The organism is Ekhidna sp., from assembly GCF_964218185.1.
Taxonomy (GTDB): Bacteria; Bacteroidota; Bacteroidia; order Cytophagales; family Cyclobacteriaceae; genus Ekhidna.
The window spans coordinates 712,129-733,333 of sequence record NZ_CAXPLV010000005.1 but is presented as its reverse complement, the minus strand read 5'-3'; the positions used below and the strand labels follow the sequence as shown (position 1 = coordinate 733,333).

22 protein-coding genes and 1 tRNA gene are annotated in these 21,205 nt (G+C 41.6%); 7 read left to right on the top strand and 16 right to left on the bottom strand.

All coding sequences use genetic code 11. The features are described from left to right. Window positions 1-20: 20 nt before the first annotated feature. A complete protein-coding gene (gene cdaA, locus ACEQZT_RS08815; protein WP_370089065.1) occupies window positions 21-890 on the bottom strand; it encodes a diadenylate cyclase CdaA in 870 nt (289 codons plus the stop codon). Then, complete coding sequence (gene folP, locus ACEQZT_RS08810) at window positions 887-1,720, bottom strand: dihydropteroate synthase (RefSeq protein WP_370089064.1); 834 nt, start codon at window positions 1,718-1,720, stop codon at window positions 887-889. The genes cdaA and folP overlap by 4 nt, the downstream gene beginning before the upstream one ends. A 97-nt stretch (window positions 1,721-1,817) precedes the next feature. Between folP and ACEQZT_RS08805 the strand changes: the two genes are divergently transcribed. From ACEQZT_RS08805 to ACEQZT_RS08795, 3 genes are read left to right on the top strand one after another with little or no spacing between them, the layout of a single operon-like run. Further along, window positions 1,818-2,366, top strand: a complete 549-nt coding sequence (locus ACEQZT_RS08805) for a DUF1599 domain-containing protein (protein WP_370089063.1) — start codon at window positions 1,818-1,820, stop codon at window positions 2,364-2,366. Beyond that, a complete protein-coding gene (locus tag ACEQZT_RS08800; RefSeq protein ID WP_370089062.1) occupies window positions 2,363-3,457 on the top strand; it encodes a BT_3928 family protein in 1,095 nt (364 codons plus the stop codon). The genes ACEQZT_RS08805 and ACEQZT_RS08800 overlap by 4 nt, the downstream gene beginning before the upstream one ends. Next, window positions 3,454-3,921 (top strand): shikimate kinase, encoded by a 468-nt coding sequence (locus tag ACEQZT_RS08795; protein ID WP_370089061.1) that lies wholly within the window; start codon window positions 3,454-3,456, stop codon window positions 3,919-3,921. Before ACEQZT_RS08800 ends, ACEQZT_RS08795 begins: the two co-directional genes overlap by 4 nt. Here ACEQZT_RS08795 and ACEQZT_RS08790 read toward each other — a convergent pair whose 3' ends face one another. Continuing rightward, window positions 3,922-5,463: an OmpP1/FadL family transporter gene (locus ACEQZT_RS08790; RefSeq protein ID WP_370089060.1), complete on the bottom strand. Its 1,542-nt coding sequence runs from the start codon at window positions 5,461-5,463 to the stop codon at window positions 3,922-3,924. 17 nt (window positions 5,464-5,480) lie between these two features. Beyond that, window positions 5,481-6,668 (bottom strand): hypothetical protein, encoded by a 1,188-nt coding sequence (locus ACEQZT_RS08785; protein ID WP_370089059.1) that lies wholly within the window; start codon window positions 6,666-6,668, stop codon window positions 5,481-5,483. A 127-nt stretch (window positions 6,669-6,795) separates the two neighbouring features. On the opposite strand from ACEQZT_RS08785, the gene proS reads away from it, so the two are divergent. The 3 genes from proS to floA are packed head-to-tail and all read left to right on the top strand — an operon-like array spanning window position 6,796 to window position 9,794. Then, window positions 6,796-8,265, top strand: coding sequence for a proline--tRNA ligase (gene proS / locus ACEQZT_RS08780; RefSeq protein WP_370089058.1), 1,470 nt, complete (start codon window positions 6,796-6,798; stop codon window positions 8,263-8,265). 25 nt (window positions 8,266-8,290) lie between these two features. Beyond that, a complete protein-coding gene (locus ACEQZT_RS08775; RefSeq protein ID WP_370089057.1) occupies window positions 8,291-8,761 on the top strand; it encodes an NfeD family protein in 471 nt (156 codons plus the stop codon). Window positions 8,762-8,765: 4 nt separating this feature from the next. After that, on the top strand, window positions 8,766-9,794 hold the full coding sequence (gene floA, locus ACEQZT_RS08770) for a flotillin-like protein FloA (protein ID WP_370089056.1): 1,029 nt from the start codon (window positions 8,766-8,768) through the stop codon (window positions 9,792-9,794). Between the two features lie 46 nt (window positions 9,795-9,840). Here floA and ACEQZT_RS08765 read toward each other — a convergent pair whose 3' ends face one another. The 10 genes from ACEQZT_RS08765 to ACEQZT_RS08720 form a co-directional block, all read right to left on the bottom strand. Then, window positions 9,841-10,398, bottom strand: a complete 558-nt coding sequence (locus ACEQZT_RS08765) for a YfiT family bacillithiol transferase (protein ID WP_370089055.1) — start codon at window positions 10,396-10,398, stop codon at window positions 9,841-9,843. A 7-nt stretch (window positions 10,399-10,405) separates the two neighbouring features. Next, complete coding sequence (locus ACEQZT_RS08760) at window positions 10,406-10,915, bottom strand: DUF2480 family protein (protein WP_370089054.1); 510 nt, start codon at window positions 10,913-10,915, stop codon at window positions 10,406-10,408. A 3-nt stretch (window positions 10,916-10,918) separates the two neighbouring features. Continuing rightward, complete coding sequence (gene tsaB, locus ACEQZT_RS08755; protein ID WP_370089053.1) at window positions 10,919-11,599, bottom strand: tRNA (adenosine(37)-N6)-threonylcarbamoyltransferase complex dimerization subunit type 1 TsaB; 681 nt, start codon at window positions 11,597-11,599, stop codon at window positions 10,919-10,921. Beyond that, window positions 11,600-13,258 carry a S41 family peptidase gene (locus ACEQZT_RS08750; RefSeq protein ID WP_370089052.1) on the bottom strand — a complete coding sequence of 553 codons (1,659 nt, stop codon included), beginning with the start codon at window positions 13,256-13,258 and terminating at the stop codon, window positions 11,600-11,602. Beyond that, window positions 13,251-13,637: a ribonuclease P protein component gene (gene rnpA, locus ACEQZT_RS08745; RefSeq protein ID WP_370089051.1), complete on the bottom strand. Its 387-nt coding sequence runs from the start codon at window positions 13,635-13,637 to the stop codon at window positions 13,251-13,253. Before rnpA ends, ACEQZT_RS08750 begins: the two co-directional genes overlap by 8 nt. Before the next feature lie 10 nt (window positions 13,638-13,647). Beyond that, complete coding sequence (gene rpmH, locus ACEQZT_RS08740) at window positions 13,648-13,803, bottom strand: 50S ribosomal protein L34 (RefSeq protein WP_089356556.1); 156 nt, start codon at window positions 13,801-13,803, stop codon at window positions 13,648-13,650. Between the two features lie 82 nt (window positions 13,804-13,885). Next, window positions 13,886-15,964, bottom strand: coding sequence for an insulinase family protein (locus ACEQZT_RS08735; protein ID WP_370089050.1), 2,079 nt, complete (start codon window positions 15,962-15,964; stop codon window positions 13,886-13,888). 20 nt (window positions 15,965-15,984) lie between these two features. After that, window positions 15,985-17,331 carry a M16 family metallopeptidase gene (locus ACEQZT_RS08730; RefSeq protein ID WP_370089049.1) on the bottom strand — a complete coding sequence of 449 codons (1,347 nt, stop codon included), beginning with the start codon at window positions 17,329-17,331 and terminating at the stop codon, window positions 15,985-15,987. 49 nt (window positions 17,332-17,380) lie between these two features. After that, on the bottom strand, window positions 17,381-18,379 hold the full coding sequence (locus tag ACEQZT_RS08725) for an adenosine kinase (protein WP_370089048.1): 999 nt from the start codon (window positions 18,377-18,379) through the stop codon (window positions 17,381-17,383). 98 nt (window positions 18,380-18,477) lie between these two features. Further along, complete coding sequence (locus tag ACEQZT_RS08720; protein ID WP_370089047.1) at window positions 18,478-19,554, bottom strand: metallophosphoesterase; 1,077 nt, start codon at window positions 19,552-19,554, stop codon at window positions 18,478-18,480. Window positions 19,555-19,734: 180 nt separating this feature from the next. On the opposite strand from ACEQZT_RS08720, the gene ACEQZT_RS08715 reads away from it, so the two are divergent. Continuing rightward, window positions 19,735-20,088 (top strand): hypothetical protein, encoded by a 354-nt coding sequence (locus tag ACEQZT_RS08715; protein ID WP_370089046.1) that lies wholly within the window; start codon window positions 19,735-19,737, stop codon window positions 20,086-20,088. A 55-nt stretch (window positions 20,089-20,143) separates the two neighbouring features. On the opposite strand, the gene ACEQZT_RS08710 is transcribed toward ACEQZT_RS08715, so the two are convergent. Together ACEQZT_RS08710 and ACEQZT_RS08705 are read right to left on the bottom strand one after the other, a co-directional pair. Continuing rightward, on the bottom strand, window positions 20,144-20,839 hold the full coding sequence (locus tag ACEQZT_RS08710) for a hypothetical protein (protein WP_370089045.1): 696 nt from the start codon (window positions 20,837-20,839) through the stop codon (window positions 20,144-20,146). 228 nt (window positions 20,840-21,067) lie between these two features. Then, window positions 21,068-21,142 (bottom strand) — tRNA-Val (locus ACEQZT_RS08705). Between the last annotated feature and the right edge of the window lie 63 nt (window positions 21,143-21,205).

Sequence of the window (21,205 nt, the reverse complement as noted above, 5' to 3'; positions counted from 1 at the left end):
CACCCGACGGTGGGGATTTTTTATGCCACCTCTTCCTTCACTTCCACCGCAACGCCTTTTTCTTCCTTCTTCTCTTTTTCTTTCTTCAGCTCCTTGGGTTCGTTCAGGTATTTGTTGATCTGACGCCTAAGCTCCTGTGTGGAAATATTATGCATGGTCTCTCCATTCTGCATGGCAGAAATCTGTCCGGTCTCTTCAGAAACTACGATAATGAAGGTCTCTGTATTTTCAGACATCCCCAGACCAGCTCTGTGACGCAATCCATATTGAGCCGGCACATCACGCTCAGTGACCGGGAGTATACACCTGGCCGCCACGATTCGATCTTTATGAACTATCACTGCTCCATCGTGAAGGGGGCTGTATTTATTGAAAATCGCTAGTAATAATCTTTTAGAAAGAAGTGAGTCCATCGCATCCCCCGACTCGGCATAAAACTTCAATGGAGAATCCTCAGAAAGGACAATTAAAGCCCCAGTATTTGAACCCGCCAGCGATTTTACGGCCTCCACAATTGGTGTGATGTTGGCTCGTCTGTTTTTTCCATTCTGTGTCCAGAACCTCAGGTTCTTCATCAGGTTACGATCCTCGAAAATATTGGTACGACCTACCAGAAGTAGAAATTTTCGAATTTCCTGCTGGAAGAGAATAATCACTGCCAAAACTCCCACGCCCATAAACTGCCCCAAAATGGTACTTAGCAGTTCCATCTGAAGAGCGCTTACTACAAGATAAATCAGGTAGATTGAAAGGAAGCCAACAAAGACCTTGATAGCCACACTACCTTTCATCAACTTGTAAACCTGCGCCAATAGGAAAGTGACCAGAAGTATGTCTAGCACATCCTTCCAGCTGATATCTAAAAATCCTATTTGAAACGCTAAAATCAATTCAGTTGATTTACAAGTTTTACAGTTTCTACAGCCTCCTTTACATCATGTACACGCAGAATGGCCGCACCCTTAAACAAAGCTACGGTATTTAATACCGAAGTGCCATTCAAAGCTTCCTCAGCGGTCAAATTAAGTGTTCGGTAGATCATGGACTTGCGCGAAACCCCCACAAGGACAGGCCGATCAAGGTAGTGAAAATGATCCAGCTTTTTGAGCAGATCAAAACTTTGTTCGGCGGTTTTTGCAAATCCAAACCCCGGGTCTATTATGACATCCTTAATCCCCAACTGGTTGCAATCGTTCAGCGTTGATGAAAAGTATTTCATCACCTCCACAAGCAGGTCGTCATAATTAGTCAACCCGTTCATTGTCTGCGGAGTTCCACGCATATGCATGGCGATAAACGGAACACACATTTCCGCTACTGCAGATAACATGCCAGCATCCAAATGGCCGGCAGAAATATCGTTAACAATAGACGCCCCAGCATCCACGGCTGCCTTAGCAACCTCTGATCTAAATGTGTCAATGGAAATGATAGCCTCAGGAAATCGCTTCATTATTCCACTTATTGGCTTAATAACACGATCAAGCTCTTCATCAATCGAAACATCCTTAGCTCCAGGTCTGGACGAATATCCTCCAATATCCAGAAATGTCGCTCCCTCTTCCAGCATCTTTTCAGCTGATTTCAACACATCATCCACCGCTACCTTTCTACTACCTGAGAAAAAAGAATCAGGAGTCACATTGATGATCCCCATCACTTTTGGTGATGAAAGGTCTATGATTTCTCCCTGAGAATTGATCGTATGTTTGTGGCTCAATGGATTAGTTTTGTGATTTCAAGTCTACGGCCGACAGTCGATAGTCGACGGTCGCTACAAATCTAATCTGTGGACTAAGTACTGACGACTGTTGACTATGAAAATTGAAACTGAGCAGCAATACAAAGAGATCATTTCCGAGTGCAAAGAGATTTTTGCTAAAAAAACCAAAGATTACGGCACGGCATGGAGAATCTTACGACTTCCATCCATCACGGATCAGATTTTCATCAAGGCTCAGCGCATTCGTTCCATCCAGGAAAAAGGTGAGAACAAAGTAGGGGAAGATATCAGCAATGAATTCATCGGGATCATCAATTATTGCATCATTGCCATTATTCAAATGAAACTAAATGGGACGGAAGAGATGGAAATTCCGTTTGCTCAGTTGGAACCACAATATGATCAAGTGGCTGAGGACACCATGAACCTATTGTCTGCCAAAAACCACGATTATGGAGAAGCTTGGAGAGATATGCGGGTGAGTTCCATGACAGATATTATTCTCATGAAACTGATGCGGGTGAAACAAATTGAAGATAATGCCGGTAAAACACTGATTTCAGAGGGCATTGACGCTAACTATCAGGACATGATCAACTACTCCGTTTTTTGTTTGATAAAATTGAAAGAAGGAAAATCATGAAAATCATCAAAGAATTTGCACGCTATGCCGTAGGTGCACTTTTTATTTTTTCCGGGATCATCAAGGTAAATGATCCGGTAGGTACAGCGATCAAACTTGAAGAGTACTTTCAGGTATTCTCTGCTGACATTGCACCGTTTTTTGAATGGTTTGTGCCTGCTGCACTATTCCTGGCTGTGGTCCTAAGTGTGCTTGAGGTTGTGCTAGGTGTAGCATTGATCATTGGATACCGCATGAAGCTAACTTCCTGGGTGCTCTTAGCTATGATTATCTTCTTTACCTTCCTCACCTTCTATTCAGCATACTTCAACAAAGTGACTGACTGTGGATGCTTTGGAGATGCAATCAAACTAACTCCATGGGAGTCGTTTTATAAGGACATTATTCTCCTTGTTTTAATCGGTGTTATTTTCTGGAAAAGAGATAGCTATCAGCCGTTACTCAGCATGAAGATGAGTGAGATAAAGGTAGTTGGGACTACTTTTTTCATGACGGTAATTGCTATTTATGCGATTGAGCATTTGCCCTTTATTGATTTCAGAGCATACAAAGTTGGGAATCATTTGCCCTCCCTGATGAAAAACTCTGAACCGCTGAAGTACATGTATATCATGGAAAAGGATGGGGAAACTTTTGAGTTTGAAACCTACCCTTCCGATGGTGGATATGAATATGTGGAAGCAAGGCTGATGAACCCCGATGCTGCAGCGAAGATTACTGATCTGAATGTGTGGCAGGAAGAAAGTGACTACACTGATCAACTCTTGACGGGTACTAAACTTGTCATCATCATTCATCAGGTAGAGAAAACTTCACTCGAAGAAATGGATAGACTGAGAAACCTTACATTCGAAAATCCAAGTTTTGATACATGGATTTTGACTTCTTCAGGTTACGAAAAATTTGAAGCATTTCGTCATGCCAATCAACTGGCCGCTCCATACTTTTTTGCTGATGCAACCGTACTAAAAACGATGGTTCGATCAAATCCGGGAGTTCTTTTACTAAAAGATGGAACGGTATTGGCCAAGTGGCATTATAACGATACGCCGCTGGCTGACGATGTGGTGGAAATTTTAAATCGTCAGTGAGTCAAAAGATATTTTTGATCGGGCTGCCTGGCTCTGGCAAGACCACCATGGGGCTTGATTTGGCTGTCGATTTGGGTCTGCAGTTTGTAGATCTCGATCAGGATATTGAAAAGGCTGAAAAGTGCTCAATCAAAGAGATTTTTGAAGGAAAAGGAGAAGCCCATTTTCGTCAGCTGGAAAAGCTCCATTTAGAAAAAATCATGGCTGAACTTGATTCTTTTGTGATGGCTACTGGCGGTGGCACTCCCTGCTTTTTCAACAACCTGGAACTGATGAAGAAAGCTGGAACAGTAATCTACATTAACACTCCAATTGGAAAAATCGAGGAGCGATTGAAAAATGATTCCAGCCGACCTTTGATGAAATCAAACACGTTGGAGCAACTACTAAAACAAAGAAAAGAATGGTACGATCAGGCTGACCATACCATTCAGGCATACAAAGAAATTCTTGAGATTTTTTGATTAAAAATTCAACCCAAACGTCACAGAAACTGTGGTGTTTCTAATGTCTGAAGTAGCGATTGGCTGATCGGATGCAATGTAGTAAGGGACAGCCTGCTTCTTATACCTACTTGAAACCACTGCAAAATCCAGGTAGTAATCTACTGTGCGGTACCCAAAACCAAACGTCACATTGGTTCTGTCTTGCAAATTCGAATCTTTGATCGGGTCAGGGAAAAATGCATATCCGGCTCTAAGTCTGAAACTATCGAAACGATACTCCCCGCCAACCCGAACATTCATAACTGATTCATAAATATCCTCAATCACATCATTGTCCTCCGAGGTAGAAAAGTCATCTGAATTCAAGTTGGCTCTTCCATAGTCAACAAACTCTAAATCCCCAGTCAGGAAGCCATTATTTCCAATAAATGCCGCAGCTCCCAAACCAATCCTGGATGGCGTTCTCAACCTGTACGTATTTGCAAAAAGATCACTTTGGTATGGATTAATGGTGCCCAAATCATAGGTCACAGGTTCTCCGTCAACCGTCTCGGTATAGGTAGTTCCGGCATCCCAGTCAGCTGCTAAATCCAGAAAGCTCTCCTCATCCAAAGACATGAACGTTGGTGATGTATAGCTGGCCCCAACAGTCAAAAACTCTACCGGACGGAAAATGGCTCCAAAGTTAAAATTCACTCCAGCGCCTCTTACGGATACCTCATCATCAATTCGGATAGCATTTAGCGAATCAAGATCAGATCCTCCATTCAGAAAATCGTATTCTTCAAAAGTTCGCTCCTGCTTATAATTCAAGAATTGCACACCCATACCTCCACCAAAATAGAATCGATCATCATAATTCCCACCCCAGGCAATGTTCATCTGGTAATGCGAGCCTCGCTGCTTGATAGTCTCTCTTTGAATAGGGTAGCCACCCACATTTGGGGTATAGTAATATCCTTCTGCGTCTTCGTTTTGATTGATTAGAAACTGATCAAAAGCAGCATACTCAAGTTCAGTTAGCTCATCTAAAGAGTATGAGCCGCTATTTGCTCCGGCCAATATATTGTCAATGATGGAGTTGTATCCATTCTCACCTTCATAGGTCCGATTCATGTGAAATGAGTTGCTCCTATTCAATGAAATCGCCAGCGACCCTCCCTTAAACTTATCATCGGTGAAGCGTCCTTTTCCAAAGTTGATCACCGTGCCTATGTTGGCAAAATTGAAATTGTTCTTGAAGGTCTCTTCAGATCCCTGACTTTCAAGCCCTCCGTTTCTCTGTATTCCATACTCTGTATCTGCATTGATAAAATCTAGGGATGGGGTGAAAACGAAGACACTCTTATTGAAAAATCCCAAACCTGCGGGATTTGATACCGCAGAGCTAATATCACCCCCAAGTGCTATTTGCGCCCCACCTATCGCCTGCATTCTTGCTGTACTTCCAAGACTATAGTTCGATTGACTAAACCGATATGCATCTTCAAAATACTGAGCATTGGATACAACTGAATAACCAAAAAAGGAAAGTAAGAATATGGTTAGCGTATTTTTCATTGATGGATGACTTTAGTTTAGTTGCCGCCTCTTCTGCCTGAGCTTGATCTACCTGACGAAGACCTAGAGCCTGAAGATCTGCTGGAAGACGAGCTTCTACTTACCGATCCCGAACTTCGAGAAGATCTGGAAGGTGACGATGATCGCACCGAAGAACTTCTACCACTGCTTGATGCAGGTGGAGAATAACTTCTAGCAGGAGTGCTAGACCTATTGTAATTCGAATTGGTTCTACCTGAGTTATTTATGATAACCGGAGACGAATTAGTATTCGAATTGATCGATCGGGAATTTACCGAGCTGGATCCTCGTGTGGTTCCAGAGCTATATCTACTGCTTCTTGACCTGTTTAAGTATTCCGCTTGCTGTCGGCTGTAGCTAACTCTATCCCCCTGACTCGATTCTGCGATTCTGCCGGAAGACGATCTGTTTCCTCGTGCCGCAACAGAACCTCTTGATGGTCTTTGCCCCCTCACTACATCTCTACCTCTGTATCTATTTCCATCCACAACATAAATTGGTCTTCCATATCCATAGCCGGGAGGACACCAGAAATTATTTCTCCAGCCCCAGGAGTTCCAGCCCCAGCCTACATTCCAGCCCCAGGCAGGTCCCCAGGAATTCCAGCCCCACCATGGATCCCAGAAAGGATCATACCATGGGTTGCCCCAGGCGTTTCCATAGGAAATAGACCAGAAGTTTCCACCCCAATTGTTCCAACCAAATCCAAAGTTCCATCCTGGACGGTTCCATCGATTCCAGGTGTTCCAATTGTCGTTATAATAATTATTTACAATGATTGGCTGATTATTTGGGTTGTCATAAAATGTTACAGCAGGATCACTGAAGTTAGGGTTTTGGTTCGTATTGTCCAGATACGTGTTTTGATCATTTTCTGAAATATAATCATCTTGTGTTTTTTCCGGCGCATAGTAATCCAGTGACTCCTGACTTACACCTGAGGTCGGATTATTTTCCTGAAATTGTTTACCCAAAAAGCTGGTTGCTTCTACCTCCTCAGGCTGATATTCGGGAAGCTCATCATTGTATTGAGTCCCATAAGCAGGATCGGTCATCTCTACTTTTTTCTTTTGTTTCTTTCTATCCTTTTTAGTGAAGTATAAATCATCATACTCCTGACCGAAAGCTCCGATCACAGATAGTGATAAAATGAAAACCAGCGAATTTTTAAGATAATGTCTCATGACGATCCTCCTTTTTTTAATTTAACGATTCTCCAACCTCCTCTGTTCAGTACCTCCGCTATATTTGCGATCCCTAGAGAATCTAAGGCAATAAAAGCAAACTCCATACCAAAAGAAATAATAGTACATGGCTAAAGCAATTCCATCTCGTTCGGAAGATTATTCACTATGGTACAATGAACTGGTAAAAAAAGCCGGTTTAGCAGAAAATTCTCCTGTCAGAGGGTGTATGGTGATCAAACCGTACGGTTTTGCTATTTGGGAAAAAATGCAACAGACCCTTGATAAAATGTTTAAGGATACTGGTCATGAGAATGCTTACTTTCCACTATTAATACCTAAATCATTTTTGAGCAAGGAAGCGGATCACGTAGAAGGTTTTGCCAAGGAATGCGCAGTAGTGACACACTATCGCTTAAAAAATGATGAAAATGGAAAAGGAGTTGTCGTTGATCCTGAGGCAAAACTTGAAGAAGAGCTAATTATCCGTCCTACTTCTGAAACGGTAATTTGGGACGCATACAAAAACTGGATTCAATCATACCGCGACCTCCCGCTTTTGATAAATCAGTGGGCCAATGTGATGCGCTGGGAAATGCGCACCAGATTATTTCTCAGAACCGCTGAGTTTCTTTGGCAAGAAGGCCACACCGCTCACGCTACAAAGCAGGAGGCCGTGGAAGAAACAAATCAAATGCTGAATGTATATGCCACGTTCGCTGAAGAATTTATGGCTATGCCAGTAATCAAAGGTGTGAAGACTGAAAGCGAGCGATTTGCGGGAGCTGTTGATACTTACTGTATTGAAGCAATGATGCAGGATGGAAAAGCATTGCAGGCAGGCACCTCGCACTTCTTAGGTCAGAATTTCGCAAAAGCATTTGACGTAAAGTTTGCAACGAAAGAAGGTAAAGAGGAATTGGTTTGGGGAACGTCATGGGGTGTAAGTACCCGTTTGATGGGCGCATTGATCATGGCTCACTCGGATGATGATGGTTTGGTGCTGCCTCCAAAATTGGCCCCAATTCAGGTGGTGATTGTGCCTATCTACTTCAATGATGATCAACTCAAACAGATTGAAGAGGTGGTTGCTCCTATTTTAGTTCAGTTAAAAGAAATGGGTGTTTCAGTAAAGTTTGATACCAGAGACACCCACAAGCCAGGATGGAAATTCGCAGAATATGAATTGAAAGGAGTGCCTGTGAGATTGGCCATCGGGCCGAAAGATTTGGAAAAAGGCACTGTTGAAATCGCTCGGAGAGATACGAAAGAGAAGTCTTTCCATTCATTAGATAATGCTGTGGATCATGTGATGCATCTTCTGGGTGATATACAGACTAACATTTATAATAAGGCCAAAAACTTCAGGGAAGAAAACTCCCGAACTGCTGACACATATGATGAATTCAAGGAGCTGGTAGAGCAAGGGTTTGTGTACGCTCACTGGGATGGAACTGCAGAAACAGAAGACAAAATCAAAGAAGAAACTAAGGCAACTATTCGGTGCATTCCTTTGGATCAGCAAAAGGAAGAAGGAAAATGTATCTTTACCGGAAAGCCATCAAAAGGTCGTGTGCTTTTTGCCAAGGCTTACTAACATTCAACTTTGACAGCTATCGCCTATGATGGAATGGATTACCATAATTTCACTTATTCTTCTAGGGATATTCTTAGTAATCTCTGAGATACTATTTATCCCGGGAATATTCATCGCAGGAACAATCGGTGTACTCTGCTCTATTTATGGTGTGTATTTAAGCTATGATTACTTTGGTAGCACCACCGGTACGATCGTTTTAGTTTCTACAATTGGGCTAAATGTACTTTCGTTCTTCCTGGCATTTCGAGGCAAAACATGGGAGCAGTTTTCCTTGAAGCAGACGCATCATTCCAGGGTGAATGAAGATTTTAAGGTAGACCTGAAAATCGGTGATAAAGGCAAAACAATCTCAACTCTAAAACCTGTTGGAAAGGCCATTTTCAACGATAATGTTTTAGAAGTGAGATCAAAAGGAAATTATATCGATGAAAATGTCGAAATTGAAATCGAAAGAATAGATTCAACCAAAATTTTTGTAAAAACAGTTAACTAAGAATATGGGATTTGGAGTATTTACAGTTGTATTAGTCGTACTTGGAGTAATAGCCTTATTTATATTGCTCTACTACATTCCGGTAGGACTATGGATTACCGCTCAGGTAACAAACGTACGCGTTGGTCTTTTCGAACTCTTCTTCATGAGAATAAGAAAAGTGCCACCATCAATCATTGTCAACTCATTAATTACAGCCACAAAAGCCGGGCTTAAGATCACCGAAGTAGAAGGAGATGCCAAGAGAGATCTAAGAACTCAAGATTTGGAGACACACTACCTGGCAGGTGGTAATGTCCCGCAGGTGATCAAGGCGTTGATCTCAGCTGAGAAGGCAAATATTAACCTTACCTTCAAGCAGGCAACAGCGATCGACCTAGCGGGACGAGATGTATTTGAAGCGGTTCAGATTTCGGTAAATCCAAAAGTGATCAACACCCCGTCAGTCGCAGCAGTTGCTGCCGATGGTATTCAGTTGGTGGCTAAAGCACGAGTAACCATCCGTGCAAACATCCAGCAACTTGTTGGAGGAGCTGGTGAAGAAACCATCCTTGCCAGAGTAGGTGAAGGTATTGTGACCTCTGTGGGTTCTGCTGCTTCGCACAAGGAAGTACTTGAAAACCCAGATAAGATTTCTAAACTGGTACTCCAGAGAGGTTTGGATGCTGGTACTGCGTTCGAGATTCTCTCCATTGATATTGCAGATGTGGATGTAGGAGCCAACATTGGTGCGAAGCTTCAAACCGATCAGGCATCTGCAGATTTGAAAGTAGCGGAAGCAAAAGCTGAAGAAAGAAGAGCGATGGCTGTAGCTGAGGAGCAGGAAATGCTAGCTAAGGCTCAGGAAGCAAGAGCGAAAGTAATCCTTGCTGAGGCTGAGGTGCCTAAAGCAATTGCAGAAGCATTTAGAAGTGGGAACCTTGGAATCATGGACTATTACAAGTTCCAAAATATTGAAGCAGACACTGACATGAGAAGCTCCATTGCTGGATCTGGCAGCAAAAAAGGCGGATCAGGTAAGAAGAAAGATTAAACCTTAACTAACCTAAAAAGAGAGCCCCGAGAGATCGGGGCTTTTTTTATTGATTCACTTTTTCAGGAGTAAACTCTCCTTCTTTTTCAATGGCTTGTTTGATGTGAGCCAAATGATGGCGACAATGCCAATCATACAATCCCAACATCCATTCCAGTGTCAGCTGACGATCGTACTCGGGATGAATAAAAGTTCGTTTTTTATGTTCTGGCTTCAGCGATTTTAGAAGCATGACCCATCGATTATGCAGCCCTTCCAGAATATTGATTGACTCCATGATCTCTTCATTGTCAGCATCAGCAGTTCGTGCCCAAGCCGCTTCATCATAAGGCTTGATGGTAGGATTTTCCTCTGTCATCACAAGCTTGAACCGAACGAAGCTGTTCATATGGCTATCAGCCAGATGATGAACTACCTGCTTGATATTCCAGCTACCCGGACGATACTGAAGTTCCAGCTCATCGTAGGATAGGTTTCCTACGAGCTTTTTGAGTTTCTCCGGAAGAGTTTCAATTGTGAGGATCCACTCGTTAAATATATCTTCGGTGATCTCTGCCGGTGATTCGTATTTCCCAACAGGGTATTTTAAAATTTCTATGTCCACAGGTTGGTTATTTTTTGCGCTTAAAGATAGGAACTGTACTGCAAGGTTCGCCATACATCAAGCTACTAACCCTTGAGAGTAGTTTTTCAGTGACGGATGTGTAGGCGTATTCGATGTTTTTGACATTACCACAACCCTTAATTACTACTTTTTTGTCCGTAAAGTCATTGTCAGAGAGACACTTGTCAATTGCCTGATCTATTAACGCTTTTTCGATTTCATTTGAATCTCCAAAAGTGACAATGTTTGCGTGCTCTTTAATTTTTGTCACTAAAAGCATGTAAGCCCAGGTAGGTACAATCGCATCTGCCGTGCAAATCAATCCAACATTTTTGTTTGTATAAACGGACCAATCATTTTCCTTCAAGAAATCTCTGAAATCCTTTTCACGAAGAATTACACCCTCAAACAGCACATCTTTCAGATCAAAGATGGCATACTCACCTTTGTCCAGATATTCCTCCAAATCGAGGGAAATCAAGGGGCTTTTTGCAACTCTATTTACAATTTCTTCCATTAGTTAGAGCAACTGTTTTTTTGGTGTGGTAGTTCGCCACTCTTTCAAATAGTTTGGCTCAAAATAAGCTACATCTTCAAATTCTTCTTTCTGAAACTTTTCGAAAGCTAACCGTCCCATGTTGACAGCATCAGGAAAAATATCATCTATAAAGATCAGATTTTCCTGATTGGATATTTCTCTAAATTTTGGCATCCCATCCCCAAATAGGTAAAGGGGTTGCTTGAATTCTTTGAATGACTCATCGTCTAAGATCTTAGGCTGAAGATCCCAAATCACCTGACCATCCTGATCTTCTATCTGGGTATAAACTTCCATCCTTCTGGCGTCCATCATCGGGCATAGAAGATGTTCGCCTAGAAATTTTCCTCTGACAGCCTCTGCCATCACGTCCAAAGATGGTATGGCAATCAGTTTCTTTTTCAGTGTGTAGCAAATTCCCTTTGCAGTGGAAACACCAATTCGGAGGCCAGTGTATGATCCTGGTCCGGCGGAAACAGCAACAGCATCTAAATCATTAAACTTAACATTTGCTTCCTTGCAAATATCCAGCCCAATACCCGGAAGCAATGACGAATGTGATTTTTCAACCTGATGTGTCTGGTTAGACAGTAGCTCACCATCCCGATGAAGGGCAACCGAGCACACCATGGTGGATGTCTCTATGCACAGAATTAAGGCCACCTAGTTTGGTTTTAAAATGGACTGATATTTTGCTGGATCGTTTAGCACGGCTATGGCAGCCTGAATGTCTGGATCCTTACCAAAGGTTGACTCAATGATTCCCTTTTCAAAGAAATACCTGCCAGCAATCTCCTGCTCCAGAAGCATTATAATTTCCTCCTTGAACGTAATCAGGTCTTCGTTTTTATTATGTCTCGTAGCTTTCTCCAGCTCATCAAAATAGCTCTTAAGCTTCGTGTACTTTTTCTCTTCCTTTGCGATTTTGATCAAGTCCTTGGTTTCCTGCTCCACTCTGGTCACATAATCAAAGTCTCTTCCCGAAAGCCATTTTACAAATTCATTGTATTCAGCGTCTGTTAACCTTAAATCATTAGGAGACGATGGATTCAGGTCTTCATTCTTATAATAATACTCTGTGGCGTAATAGAAAATATGATCATTTTTTAGCAAACTTTTGGTGATGGGCGCAAACTCAAGTTTGTCAACCTCAACATCTGGATCTATACCCCCTCCATCAAAAACCTGGCGGCCATTTAGCGTATAAAACTCATTTTTCAATGAATCGGGAATCTTACCCACACTTCCATCTTCATTTCTATTGCTATAGTCGATAGCCTGAATACACCGTCCAGTAGGTGTATAGTATTTGGCTGTTGTGATCTTAACTACTGCGTCATACGAAAGTGGGCGCTCGATTTGAACCAGCCCTTTACCAAAGGTTTTGCGACCAATGAGCACACCTCTATCATAATCCTGCATCACTCCTGATACAATCTCAGAAGCTGAGGCGCTTCCATTGTCTGTAAGTACTACTACCGGGATATTTGGGTCCACGGGATCATTCAATGTATTGTACGTCCAGTCATTGGCACGCACCTTACCTTTTTGGGTAACGATCTTTCTACCTTTTTCAACGAAAACATTAGAAACATTCACCGCCTCGTGGAGAAGCCCCCCTGGATTTCCCCTAAGGTCAAGGATGATGCTTTTAGCTCCCTGCTCCATCAAATCCAATGTCTTTATCCCGATTGATCTTCCCACATTTTGAGTAAAGCTCGTCAGGCGAACATAACCTATATCATCTGTCACCATTCCAGCATAAGGAACACTGTCTACGGCAATTTTCTCACGCTTCACTTTTACTTCAAACATCTCATCTTGTCCAAATCGCTTAACTGTCAACGAGATTTCTGAATTTGATTGGCCTTTCATAAGGAACCTTACTTCTTCTTGGGTTTTGCCTTCCAGCGATATCCCATTGATCGCATGGATTTCATCACCAGCTCTTAGGCCGGCCTCATGTGCTGCGAATCCTTCATACGGCATCACCACAGTACTCACCCCATTCCTTCGCTCCACCACTGCACCGATCCCGGAATACTCACCGGTTGTCATAATCCGGTACGATTCAATATCGTCTGCAGCTATATAATTGGTGTAGGGGTCAAGCGTCTCAAGCATTTCATCAATCCCAGCTTTCATAAGCGTGGTTGGGTTGATTTCATCTACATAGTGTGTATTGACTTCCTTAAATAGCGTTGCGAAAATATCCAGATTTTTAAGGATTTCGAAGTATCGATCCGTTGGAGGCTTGATAGCCGCAACCGTGACGATTAAAACCAAAATGAAGGGGAGAATGACTCTTACTTTTCTACTCATGTCTATCTGCATTGATAGTACCCAAACGTTCCAGACACTTAATTAGTTGAGCCTGGATGTTATCAAAGGTTAAAATTTCTTTTGAAAGATAAATGAATGCAATGAAAAGGGAATTCTCTCCCTCTATTTGAATCAATTGCTTATTGAGGCGATACGCTTCTCGAATTCGTCTTTTTAGCAAGTTGCGATCAACTGCTCGTTTGAAAGTACGCTTGGGAACAGAAATTAAGATTTGGTGAGGTCCAGCATCGCCGGACGGAAGGTGGCGAACTTGAAAATCACCCAAATAAAAAGAGGAACCTTTTTTAAATAGTCCCTCAATTTTTTTCTTACCTGTTAGTTTTTCCTTTTTAGAAAAACTGTATTTGGATAGGCCCATAGGCCGTTATTTACTTCTTGTGGATATCGTCAGATACAGTAAGTCTTTTACGACCCTTTGCTCTTCTTCTTGCAATCACAGATTGACCGTTTACACTCTCCATTCTTTTTCTGAATCCGTGCTTGTTTTTCTTCTTTCTTACTGAAGGTTGAAATGTCCTTTTCATCGTATTAATATTTCGTCCTTAAAAACGGAGGGCAAAGATAGATAAATCCTTGCCCTCTGTGCAAATTTTGTGTAATTAAATATTAATCTCCACTGACATTGAAGATGCTTTCGTCAATATCCTCATTTACAAGCACTTCAGTCACCTTAATATCCATTTTCATTTGAGCGTTCATTGGCTGCTTAATTCCCATTGGGAACTTCACTCCATTGTACTCCGCATAGTTTCCAAAATCTGTTGATAACGTCATTGCTCCCTGAGGTCCTTGCATTGTGTTTGAAACTCTTACCAGCAGACCTGATTCAGCATCATAGTATCGAGTGGATTTTTTACCTGAGGGCATTGTCACTTCTACACCATAAGCATCCTTTCCATCTATCTGCTCCACGGATACTAACTTAACTCCAACATCTTGTTTGAGGTACTCGACTTCCTCAACAATCGCGGCGCTAATGGCCATGTCTTTAGCTTCATCTCCTTCTATCTTGGTATTTCCTTGCATACCAGAACCAGCGCCCTTCTCACCATCAAAAACTTGCTTCTGAGCTACATTTCCTCCCATTTTCACCACCATCATATACTTATTTGGAGCCATACGAGCAGTTTCCATGTTTAACACCTGTCCCATAATTGAAGCTTCCATCTTCATGTTCAAAGTTTGAATAGCTTCAATATTGTCTTTTCCACCGATCGCATCAATGTACTTGTTTAGCACTTTTTCAACGGTCAATCCTTCTGGTAATTTTGAAAGCGAAGGATCCACTTCATTACCATAGGTGTCATAGTAAGTCAGTTCACCAAATTGCTTTAACTGATCGGAAATCTCACTTGCCTTGCCCACTACATTGATGTAAGCATTCTCTGTTTTAAGATATTTCTGAGCCATAGCTTGAATATCTTCTTTGGTTACTGCCTGTACCTTTTGAAGATACGTAGCATAGTAATCTTCCGGAAGGTTATATCTAGCTGTGTTTAGAGCGAAGCTTGCCACTGTTTGAGGCTGCTCCAGAGATCTGGAAAAGCTTCCGGAAATGGAATTCTTTGCGAGATTCATCTCTTCATCTGTAATATTTCCATTTTTTACTTGCTCCATTTCGTAAAAAATCTGAACGATTGAGCTATCAGTTACTTCATTTCTTACTTCTGCGTTGGCGTTAAACCTCCCAACCAACTCGTCTGAAGACAAGGATGAATAGCTACCATAGGTGTAGCCTTTATCTTCGCGCAAGTTCATGAAAAGCTTTGCAGACCCTGACCCCCCTAAGATTTGATTCATCACCCGAGCCTTGATCTGGTCATCAGATCCTGTCTTTAAATCCACAGGATAAGTAATGTTGATATTGGATTGTACTGCATTTGAGCGATTTACAATACCAACCATATTCTTCTCAGGTGCTTTTGGCATATCATACGTTGGCTTTTCTACTTCGCCTCGTTCCCAGCTACCAAAGTATGTTTTCACCAACTTTTTGATCTCTTTCGGATTTACATCGCCAACCACTGCCAGGTAAGCAATATTTGGCCTGAAGTAAGTCTGGTGATAATTCTTGAGATCATCAACAGTTATGTTGTTTGTCGTTTCCTTTGTCTGAATCTCACCATATGGATGATCCTTTCCGTAAACCAAAACCTGATTAAGGTTTGACGCAATTGCTCCAGGATTCTCTTCATTGGATGCCAAGTTAGAGAGTGTTTGAGTTCTTATTTTCTCAAGTTCCTCTTCCGGGAAAGTTGGATTAAAAGTGATGTCAGTCATCAACTCGAGGATTTTCTCATTGTATTTTGATAATCCTGATGCAAATACACTTGTAGATCCTGCTCCCAGAGACGCACCTATGAAGTCAATCTCTTCATCGATTTGCTCTTTAGTTCGGGTATCTGTGCCTCTTCTCATCATCTGACCTACCATAGACAGGTAGCCAACTTTATCTCCTTCTAAAATAGGCTCCCGATCAATAATCAGGTTATAGCTTACTCTTGGAAGTTTGTGATTTTCGATGATGAAAACTTTTAGGCCGTTCTTAAGCTCAAAAGATTCATAATCCCCAATATTGATTGGTCTTGGTGTAGAAGGCTCTGGCAATTTGCTTCGATCTACCTGGGCGAATGCTCCAACTATGCCTACTGTCAGAACCAGTGAAAATATATGTTTGATATTCATGATTTCTTTAGGTTATTAGATTATTGATCTTCCAATTTTTCGCCTTCAGGCTGCTGTTTTGCTGACATGGGCAAGTAAACCAATTGCACCCTGTTATTCGGGTCCAGGTATTTTTTTGCTACTCGCTGCAGGTCCTCCTTCGTCACAGCCATGTACCGATCAATTTCATTATTTATCAGGTTTGCATCACCAAAGTAGACGTGATAGTCCGCCAGGCTTTCAGCAATTCCTCGCACCGTACTATTGGACGATACAAATGAGTTTTCAATTTGATTTCTCAGTTTCTGAAACTCTTTATCGCCAATTGGCTCATTTTTCACTCGCTCTATTTCAGCGTCCATTGCAGCTTGCAAATCCTCAGGAGTTTTGCCCATATTCATGATCCCGAATGAGATGAAAACTCCTGCATCCTCCATAGCAAATGGGAATGAACCAGCCGCAACAGCAAGCTGCTGATTGTCTACGATTTCTTTCTGGAATCTGGAACTCTGACCACCAGACAATAGGGTCGTCAACATTTGCATAGCATAATAGTCTTCTGATCCTTGCTCGGCCATCTGATAAGCCTGAATAACTGCAGGAAGTTGGATGTTGTCAAAAACTTCAGCCTTTACATCCCCAAGCTTTTTCATTTCCACTTTAGGACGAGGGATTTCTTTTGTACCTCTTGGAATCTCTCCGAAATATTTTTGAACCAACTTCTTGGTCTCCTCTATGTCAATGTCTCCAGCGATTGACAAAGTGGCATTGTTAGGCACATAAAATGTCTCAAAGAAATCTTTGAAATCTTCATCAGTAGCCGCATCGATATCTTCAAAAGATCCGATTGGCGTCCACTCATAGGCCGTTCCTTCGAACACTCTCGAAAACGTCTCATGAAGAATAGAACCGTAAGGTTGATTATCTACTCTCAGCCTCTTTTCCTCTTTCACCACCTCTTTTTGAGTGGCAATACCTGTTGAATCTATTTTGGCATGTAGCATTCGCTCAGACTCCATGTATAAGCCCAGCTCCAACTGATGTGAAGGTAATGTCTCGAAGTAGAACGTTCGGTCATTGGATGTGTTTGCATTCAGCTGACCTCCAGCACTCTCGATGATTTTGAAAAACTCACCTCGAGGAATGTTGGGAGATCCTTCGAACATCAAGTGCTCAAAAAAGTGAGCAAATCCTGTTCTTCCTTTGGGCTCATTTTTAGAACCTACATGATAAAGTACAGATGTGTTTACAATTGGAGTAGAATTGTCCTGATGCAGGATTACATGTAATCCATTTTCCAGATCATACTCCACAAACTCGATACGCTTATCCTGGGCAAATGCACCAAGCACTGCGAACAAGCAGATTAAGATTAGGGTGTTTCGCATATTTAATTAGGGTTTAACAATTAGGTTTAAAAGGCAATACTATAAAAAGTTATTTGCCAATTTTTGACAAAACTTCCTTTATGTGATCCTGACTCAATCGCGGACCAAACTTGCTCACTACCGCTGAACTAGCAGCACTCGCGAGCCTCCCAGCCTGCGCATGAGATTGTCCATGATTGATGCCATATAAAAAAGCACCCGCAAACATGTCTCCCGCGCCTGTGGCATCCACAGCTTTTGTAGGGAACGGCTCAATTTCATGGTAAGCTGTTCCGTCAAATACCAATGCTCCCTCTTTCCCTTTGGTGATAACAAACTCTTTGGCAACCTTACTGATCGCTTCCTTAGCAGCTTCAATGCCACTAACCCCCGAAAATAGCTCAGCCTCCTCAATGTTGCAGAAAAGAAGATCTACTCCATCGCCTACCACTTCTTTCATTTGATCTCCAAAATATTTGACCATCGACGGATCTGAAAACGTCAAGCTTACTTTCACTCCGTTTTCTCTCGCAATTCTCTTTGATTCTTTCATTGCTTCAAGTCCTGTGGGAGAAGAAACCAGAAAGCCCTCCATGAACAGATAATTTGAGTTTTTTATCGCTTCCTCACTTAGCTCCTTTGTTGAAAAATCTGTCGTAATGCCTAAGTAGGTATTCATGGTTCGTTCAGCATCCGGAGTAATCATCACCAGACACTTACCCGTCGTTCCCTTAAAAAGGTTATCCGGATCAAGGTTGGTATCAATACCAGCTTTAATTAAATCATTGACATAGAGCATTCCATCAGAATCATCGGCAACTTTACACGTGTAGAATCCCTTGCCACCTAGTTCAGCTAAGCCAAAAATGGTATTTGCGGCGGATCCACCTCCTTGCTTTTTCTTGATTTTTCCTTCTACGCTTTGCAATAAAACTCCCTGACGATCTTCATCTACCAACGTCATCAGGCCCTTCTCTACCTGGTGCTCAGTAAAAAACTGATCCTCAACTTCTATTTCATAATCTACCAGGGCATTGCCTATTGCGCATACGTCGTACTTTTTGCTCATTGTTTCGGTTTATCCTATTCAGTTTCAACTCAATTTAATTTGCGAAAATAACTATAATAAGCAGAGTCCATTTCCAACCACTCCATCCTGCTTAGTAATCAACTTAGAAACTTTATTCGCGCAAAAATGTAGTGTAGAGACTCTTCGTTGATCACCAGACGATAAAAATCAGTATCACCTAATTGCTTTGGTTTATAGCCGCTTTGCTTCAGGTACTTCTTGCTGATCTTCTTGTCAAACCAATGTACAAGCCTGATTTTATCTCCCTCTATTTCAAGACATGTCATACCCCTCTTGCCTACCACACATCCCGAATTGAAAACACATGGAATGTGAAATAGGGTATTGTATACATAGTTTTGATAGCTGTGGTCTTTGTTTTCCTTATGATATTTCTTCAGATCTTTTTTGTATGACTTTATTTCTTCCTTGATTTTTTCCTTATCCGAATTAGCTTCCACATAATCCCTGCAAAGCTGCTCTATCTTATACTTTAGTCTATCAACCTTATGGAGAGATTCAAAAAGCGGACGATGGGTGTGACCAATGATCGAAACCACCTTTTGGAATGCGGAAAAACCATAGACACGCTTCTCAATTTTATACTGTTTCCTGCTGCTGTGAGATACAGAGTAGCTCTTAATCCCCAGTGGATTGGCAAAATACTTCAGGGTAAACCCAATAAGCTCATTATGCTCCTGGTACTTTTTACTTGCCTGATGTCCATGAAAAATGAAGAGGCTGTCATCTCCAAATTTTAATCGAAGGGAATCATAGTGCTTGTAATCAAATGGAAGATCTTTCATAAGTAGAAGCTCCAGATCATGATTACCTATGGTTTTATAGAATGCTCCCTTTTTCTGAAATGAATTAAACAAGTCATAAACTTCTCGCCATTGATTTACGATCTTCTTTACCTGAAATCGCTGCAACTCTTCCACATCACCATTCAGGATAAGGGCATGATTTTTCTTTAGATAATAATTTTTAAGCGTAGTGGTGAAAAGTTTGGAATTTCTCTTAAAATCGTCTGTTGCTCCTCCATCACCCATATGAAGGTCAGAAAAAATCACCCACTTTTTTTGAGAATCAAGATCCAGCGCTGGACTTTCCTCCAGCAACTTATTTAGCTTTCTGTATAAGGCCTTGGTATTTATTTGACTCTTTTTAGCCATGCATTTTTCTCAAAAAAACAAGTTGGCAAGTTAGGAATTATACTTCCAATAAACTGGACAACTGATAGGATAGGACAAAAGTTAATATTTAGGTAAAGATTCAAATTGTGTTTTACTTCCAATCGATTAGAAGTTTTTATCAAACTGATTATTTTAGTGATTCACACATACCTAACTACCATGCCAGGAATACAAAAAATTACTCACAAAGGAAAGGAGATTGTATACATCGACTACCGAGGACAATCTGAGGATGAAATGTTACAAACCGCTTCCTCTCTCAGGGATTTTCTTCTTACAAATCCCGGTGAGCATTTGAGACTCGTGAATATTACGGACACTCCGGCTACCAGAAAATTTACTGCTTACATCCGTGAGCTTGGAAAAGAAACCAAACATATCCCCGTAAAGGGGGCTGTTGTCGGGATTACGGGAGCTAAAAAAGTGCTTTTGTCAGGCTACAATAGGTTGCTGGGTGGTGCCATGCGACCTTTTGATGATGAAAATACGGCCAAAGATTATCTAGTAAACTAAAAAAGCAGCTTAAAGGGAGCTGCTTTTAAAATCGTAACGATGGGAAAATAGAATCCTATTTAGAAATCCTGAACTCTATCACCTCTTTTGTAAGGTTATAGAAATAATCATAGGCAATCACTTCTATTTTAACCTCTTCGCTGGTGACCTTAGATAGCTGCTCAGTTAGGTCAATATGGTACAAATCTTCGCTATTTACTCGCTCCTGACCATTGATGCTATATGTGACCTTTTGAACATCCACATGAGCATCATTTATCTCTAGCATCAGGTGTACCCCCTCAGCAAAAACAGGTAACCCATTGTCGAAATTAGCTGGAGCCTTATTGAAGGCAGGCGTCACCTGAGGCCCACGTCTATCAACATAAATAAGAGCGCTTTTTACCTCCTCCTGATTTCCATTCTGATCTACACTGTAGAACAATAGTTCGTGCTCCCCATCCTCAAGATCATGAGGAAGCATCTGCCTTCCATCAGATTTCATGTAGGGGAAGTCTGCCACTTTAAAGTACGTGGTTTCCAATCCTGACCCTTCCTCTACTATTTCAAATTTCACGCGAGAGGCTGGTCCAAACGTGAAATTTCCAACTTCCGTTGATAATAAGTTGGTCTGAGGTGCGGTAATATCTGTAATTGTTTCAGTCGTGTCGTTGGGGTTAGTGACTACCCTTTCAAAAGAAAGTTGACCTACAACCTGAAGGCTAATGATGGTGAAGAGAAATACAAATAGTGATTTGCTGATTGCTTTCATGTACACGGTTTGATTGAATTAGAACGCAAAGTTGATGCAACAATTCATTGAGACATATGAGTGGAAGGAAGGTTTTTGAATTAAGTTATTTACCTAGTAGGTGGCGTAAGGTCACCATCATCATAAGGCACAAAAAAACTTTAATCGAAAAGGTTGGGGTCTCTCATTGAGCTATATTCCTTCAAAAGCAAAAAACCCTAACTCATTTCTGAATTAGGGTTTGAGAAGTGGGCGCTGAGGGATTCGAACCCCCGACCCTCTGGGTGTAAACCAGATGCTCTGAACCAACTGAGCTAAGCGCCCTTCCTTAAAAGGATTGCAAATTTAGTACGGTTTATTTTCCGTGCAAGAACTAAGTGAAAATAA

Coding starts and splice junctions, on each gene's coding strand:
- ACEQZT_RS08805 (WP_370089063.1), top strand. CDS start 1,818: ATGAAAATTGAAACTGAGCAGCAATACAAAGAGATCATTTCCGAGTGC.
- ACEQZT_RS08800 (WP_370089062.1), top strand. CDS start 2,363: ATGAAAATCATCAAAGAATTTGCACGCTATGCCGTAGGTGCACTTTTT.
- ACEQZT_RS08790 (WP_370089060.1), bottom strand. CDS start 5,463: ATGAAAAATACGCTAACCATATTCTTACTTTCCTTTTTTGGTTATTCA.
- ACEQZT_RS08785 (WP_370089059.1), bottom strand. CDS start 6,668: ATGAGACATTATCTTAAAAATTCGCTGGTTTTCATTTTATCACTATCT.
- proS (WP_370089058.1), top strand. CDS start 6,796: ATGGCTAAAGCAATTCCATCTCGTTCGGAAGATTATTCACTATGGTAC.
- ACEQZT_RS08775 (WP_370089057.1), top strand. CDS start 8,291: ATGATGGAATGGATTACCATAATTTCACTTATTCTTCTAGGGATATTC.
- floA (WP_370089056.1), top strand. CDS start 8,766: ATGGGATTTGGAGTATTTACAGTTGTATTAGTCGTACTTGGAGTAATA.
- ACEQZT_RS08760 (WP_370089054.1), bottom strand. CDS start 10,915: ATGGAAGAAATTGTAAATAGAGTTGCAAAAAGCCCCTTGATTTCCCTC.
- ACEQZT_RS08750 (WP_370089052.1), bottom strand. CDS start 13,258: ATGAGTAGAAAAGTAAGAGTCATTCTCCCCTTCATTTTGGTTTTAATC.
- rnpA (WP_370089051.1), bottom strand. CDS start 13,637: ATGGGCCTATCCAAATACAGTTTTTCTAAAAAGGAAAAACTAACAGGT.
- rpmH (WP_089356556.1), bottom strand. CDS start 13,803: ATGAAAAGGACATTTCAACCTTCAGTAAGAAAGAAGAAAAACAAGCAC.
- ACEQZT_RS08735 (WP_370089050.1), bottom strand. CDS start 15,964: ATGAATATCAAACATATATTTTCACTGGTTCTGACAGTAGGCATAGTT.
- ACEQZT_RS08730 (WP_370089049.1), bottom strand. CDS start 17,331: ATGCGAAACACCCTAATCTTAATCTGCTTGTTCGCAGTGCTTGGTGCA.
- ACEQZT_RS08725 (WP_370089048.1), bottom strand. CDS start 18,379: ATGAGCAAAAAGTACGACGTATGCGCAATAGGCAATGCCCTGGTAGAT.
- ACEQZT_RS08720 (WP_370089047.1), bottom strand. CDS start 19,554: ATGGCTAAAAAGAGTCAAATAAATACCAAGGCCTTATACAGAAAGCTA.
- ACEQZT_RS08715 (WP_370089046.1), top strand. CDS start 19,735: ATGCCAGGAATACAAAAAATTACTCACAAAGGAAAGGAGATTGTATAC.
- ACEQZT_RS08710 (WP_370089045.1), bottom strand. CDS start 20,839: ATGAAAGCAATCAGCAAATCACTATTTGTATTTCTCTTCACCATCATT.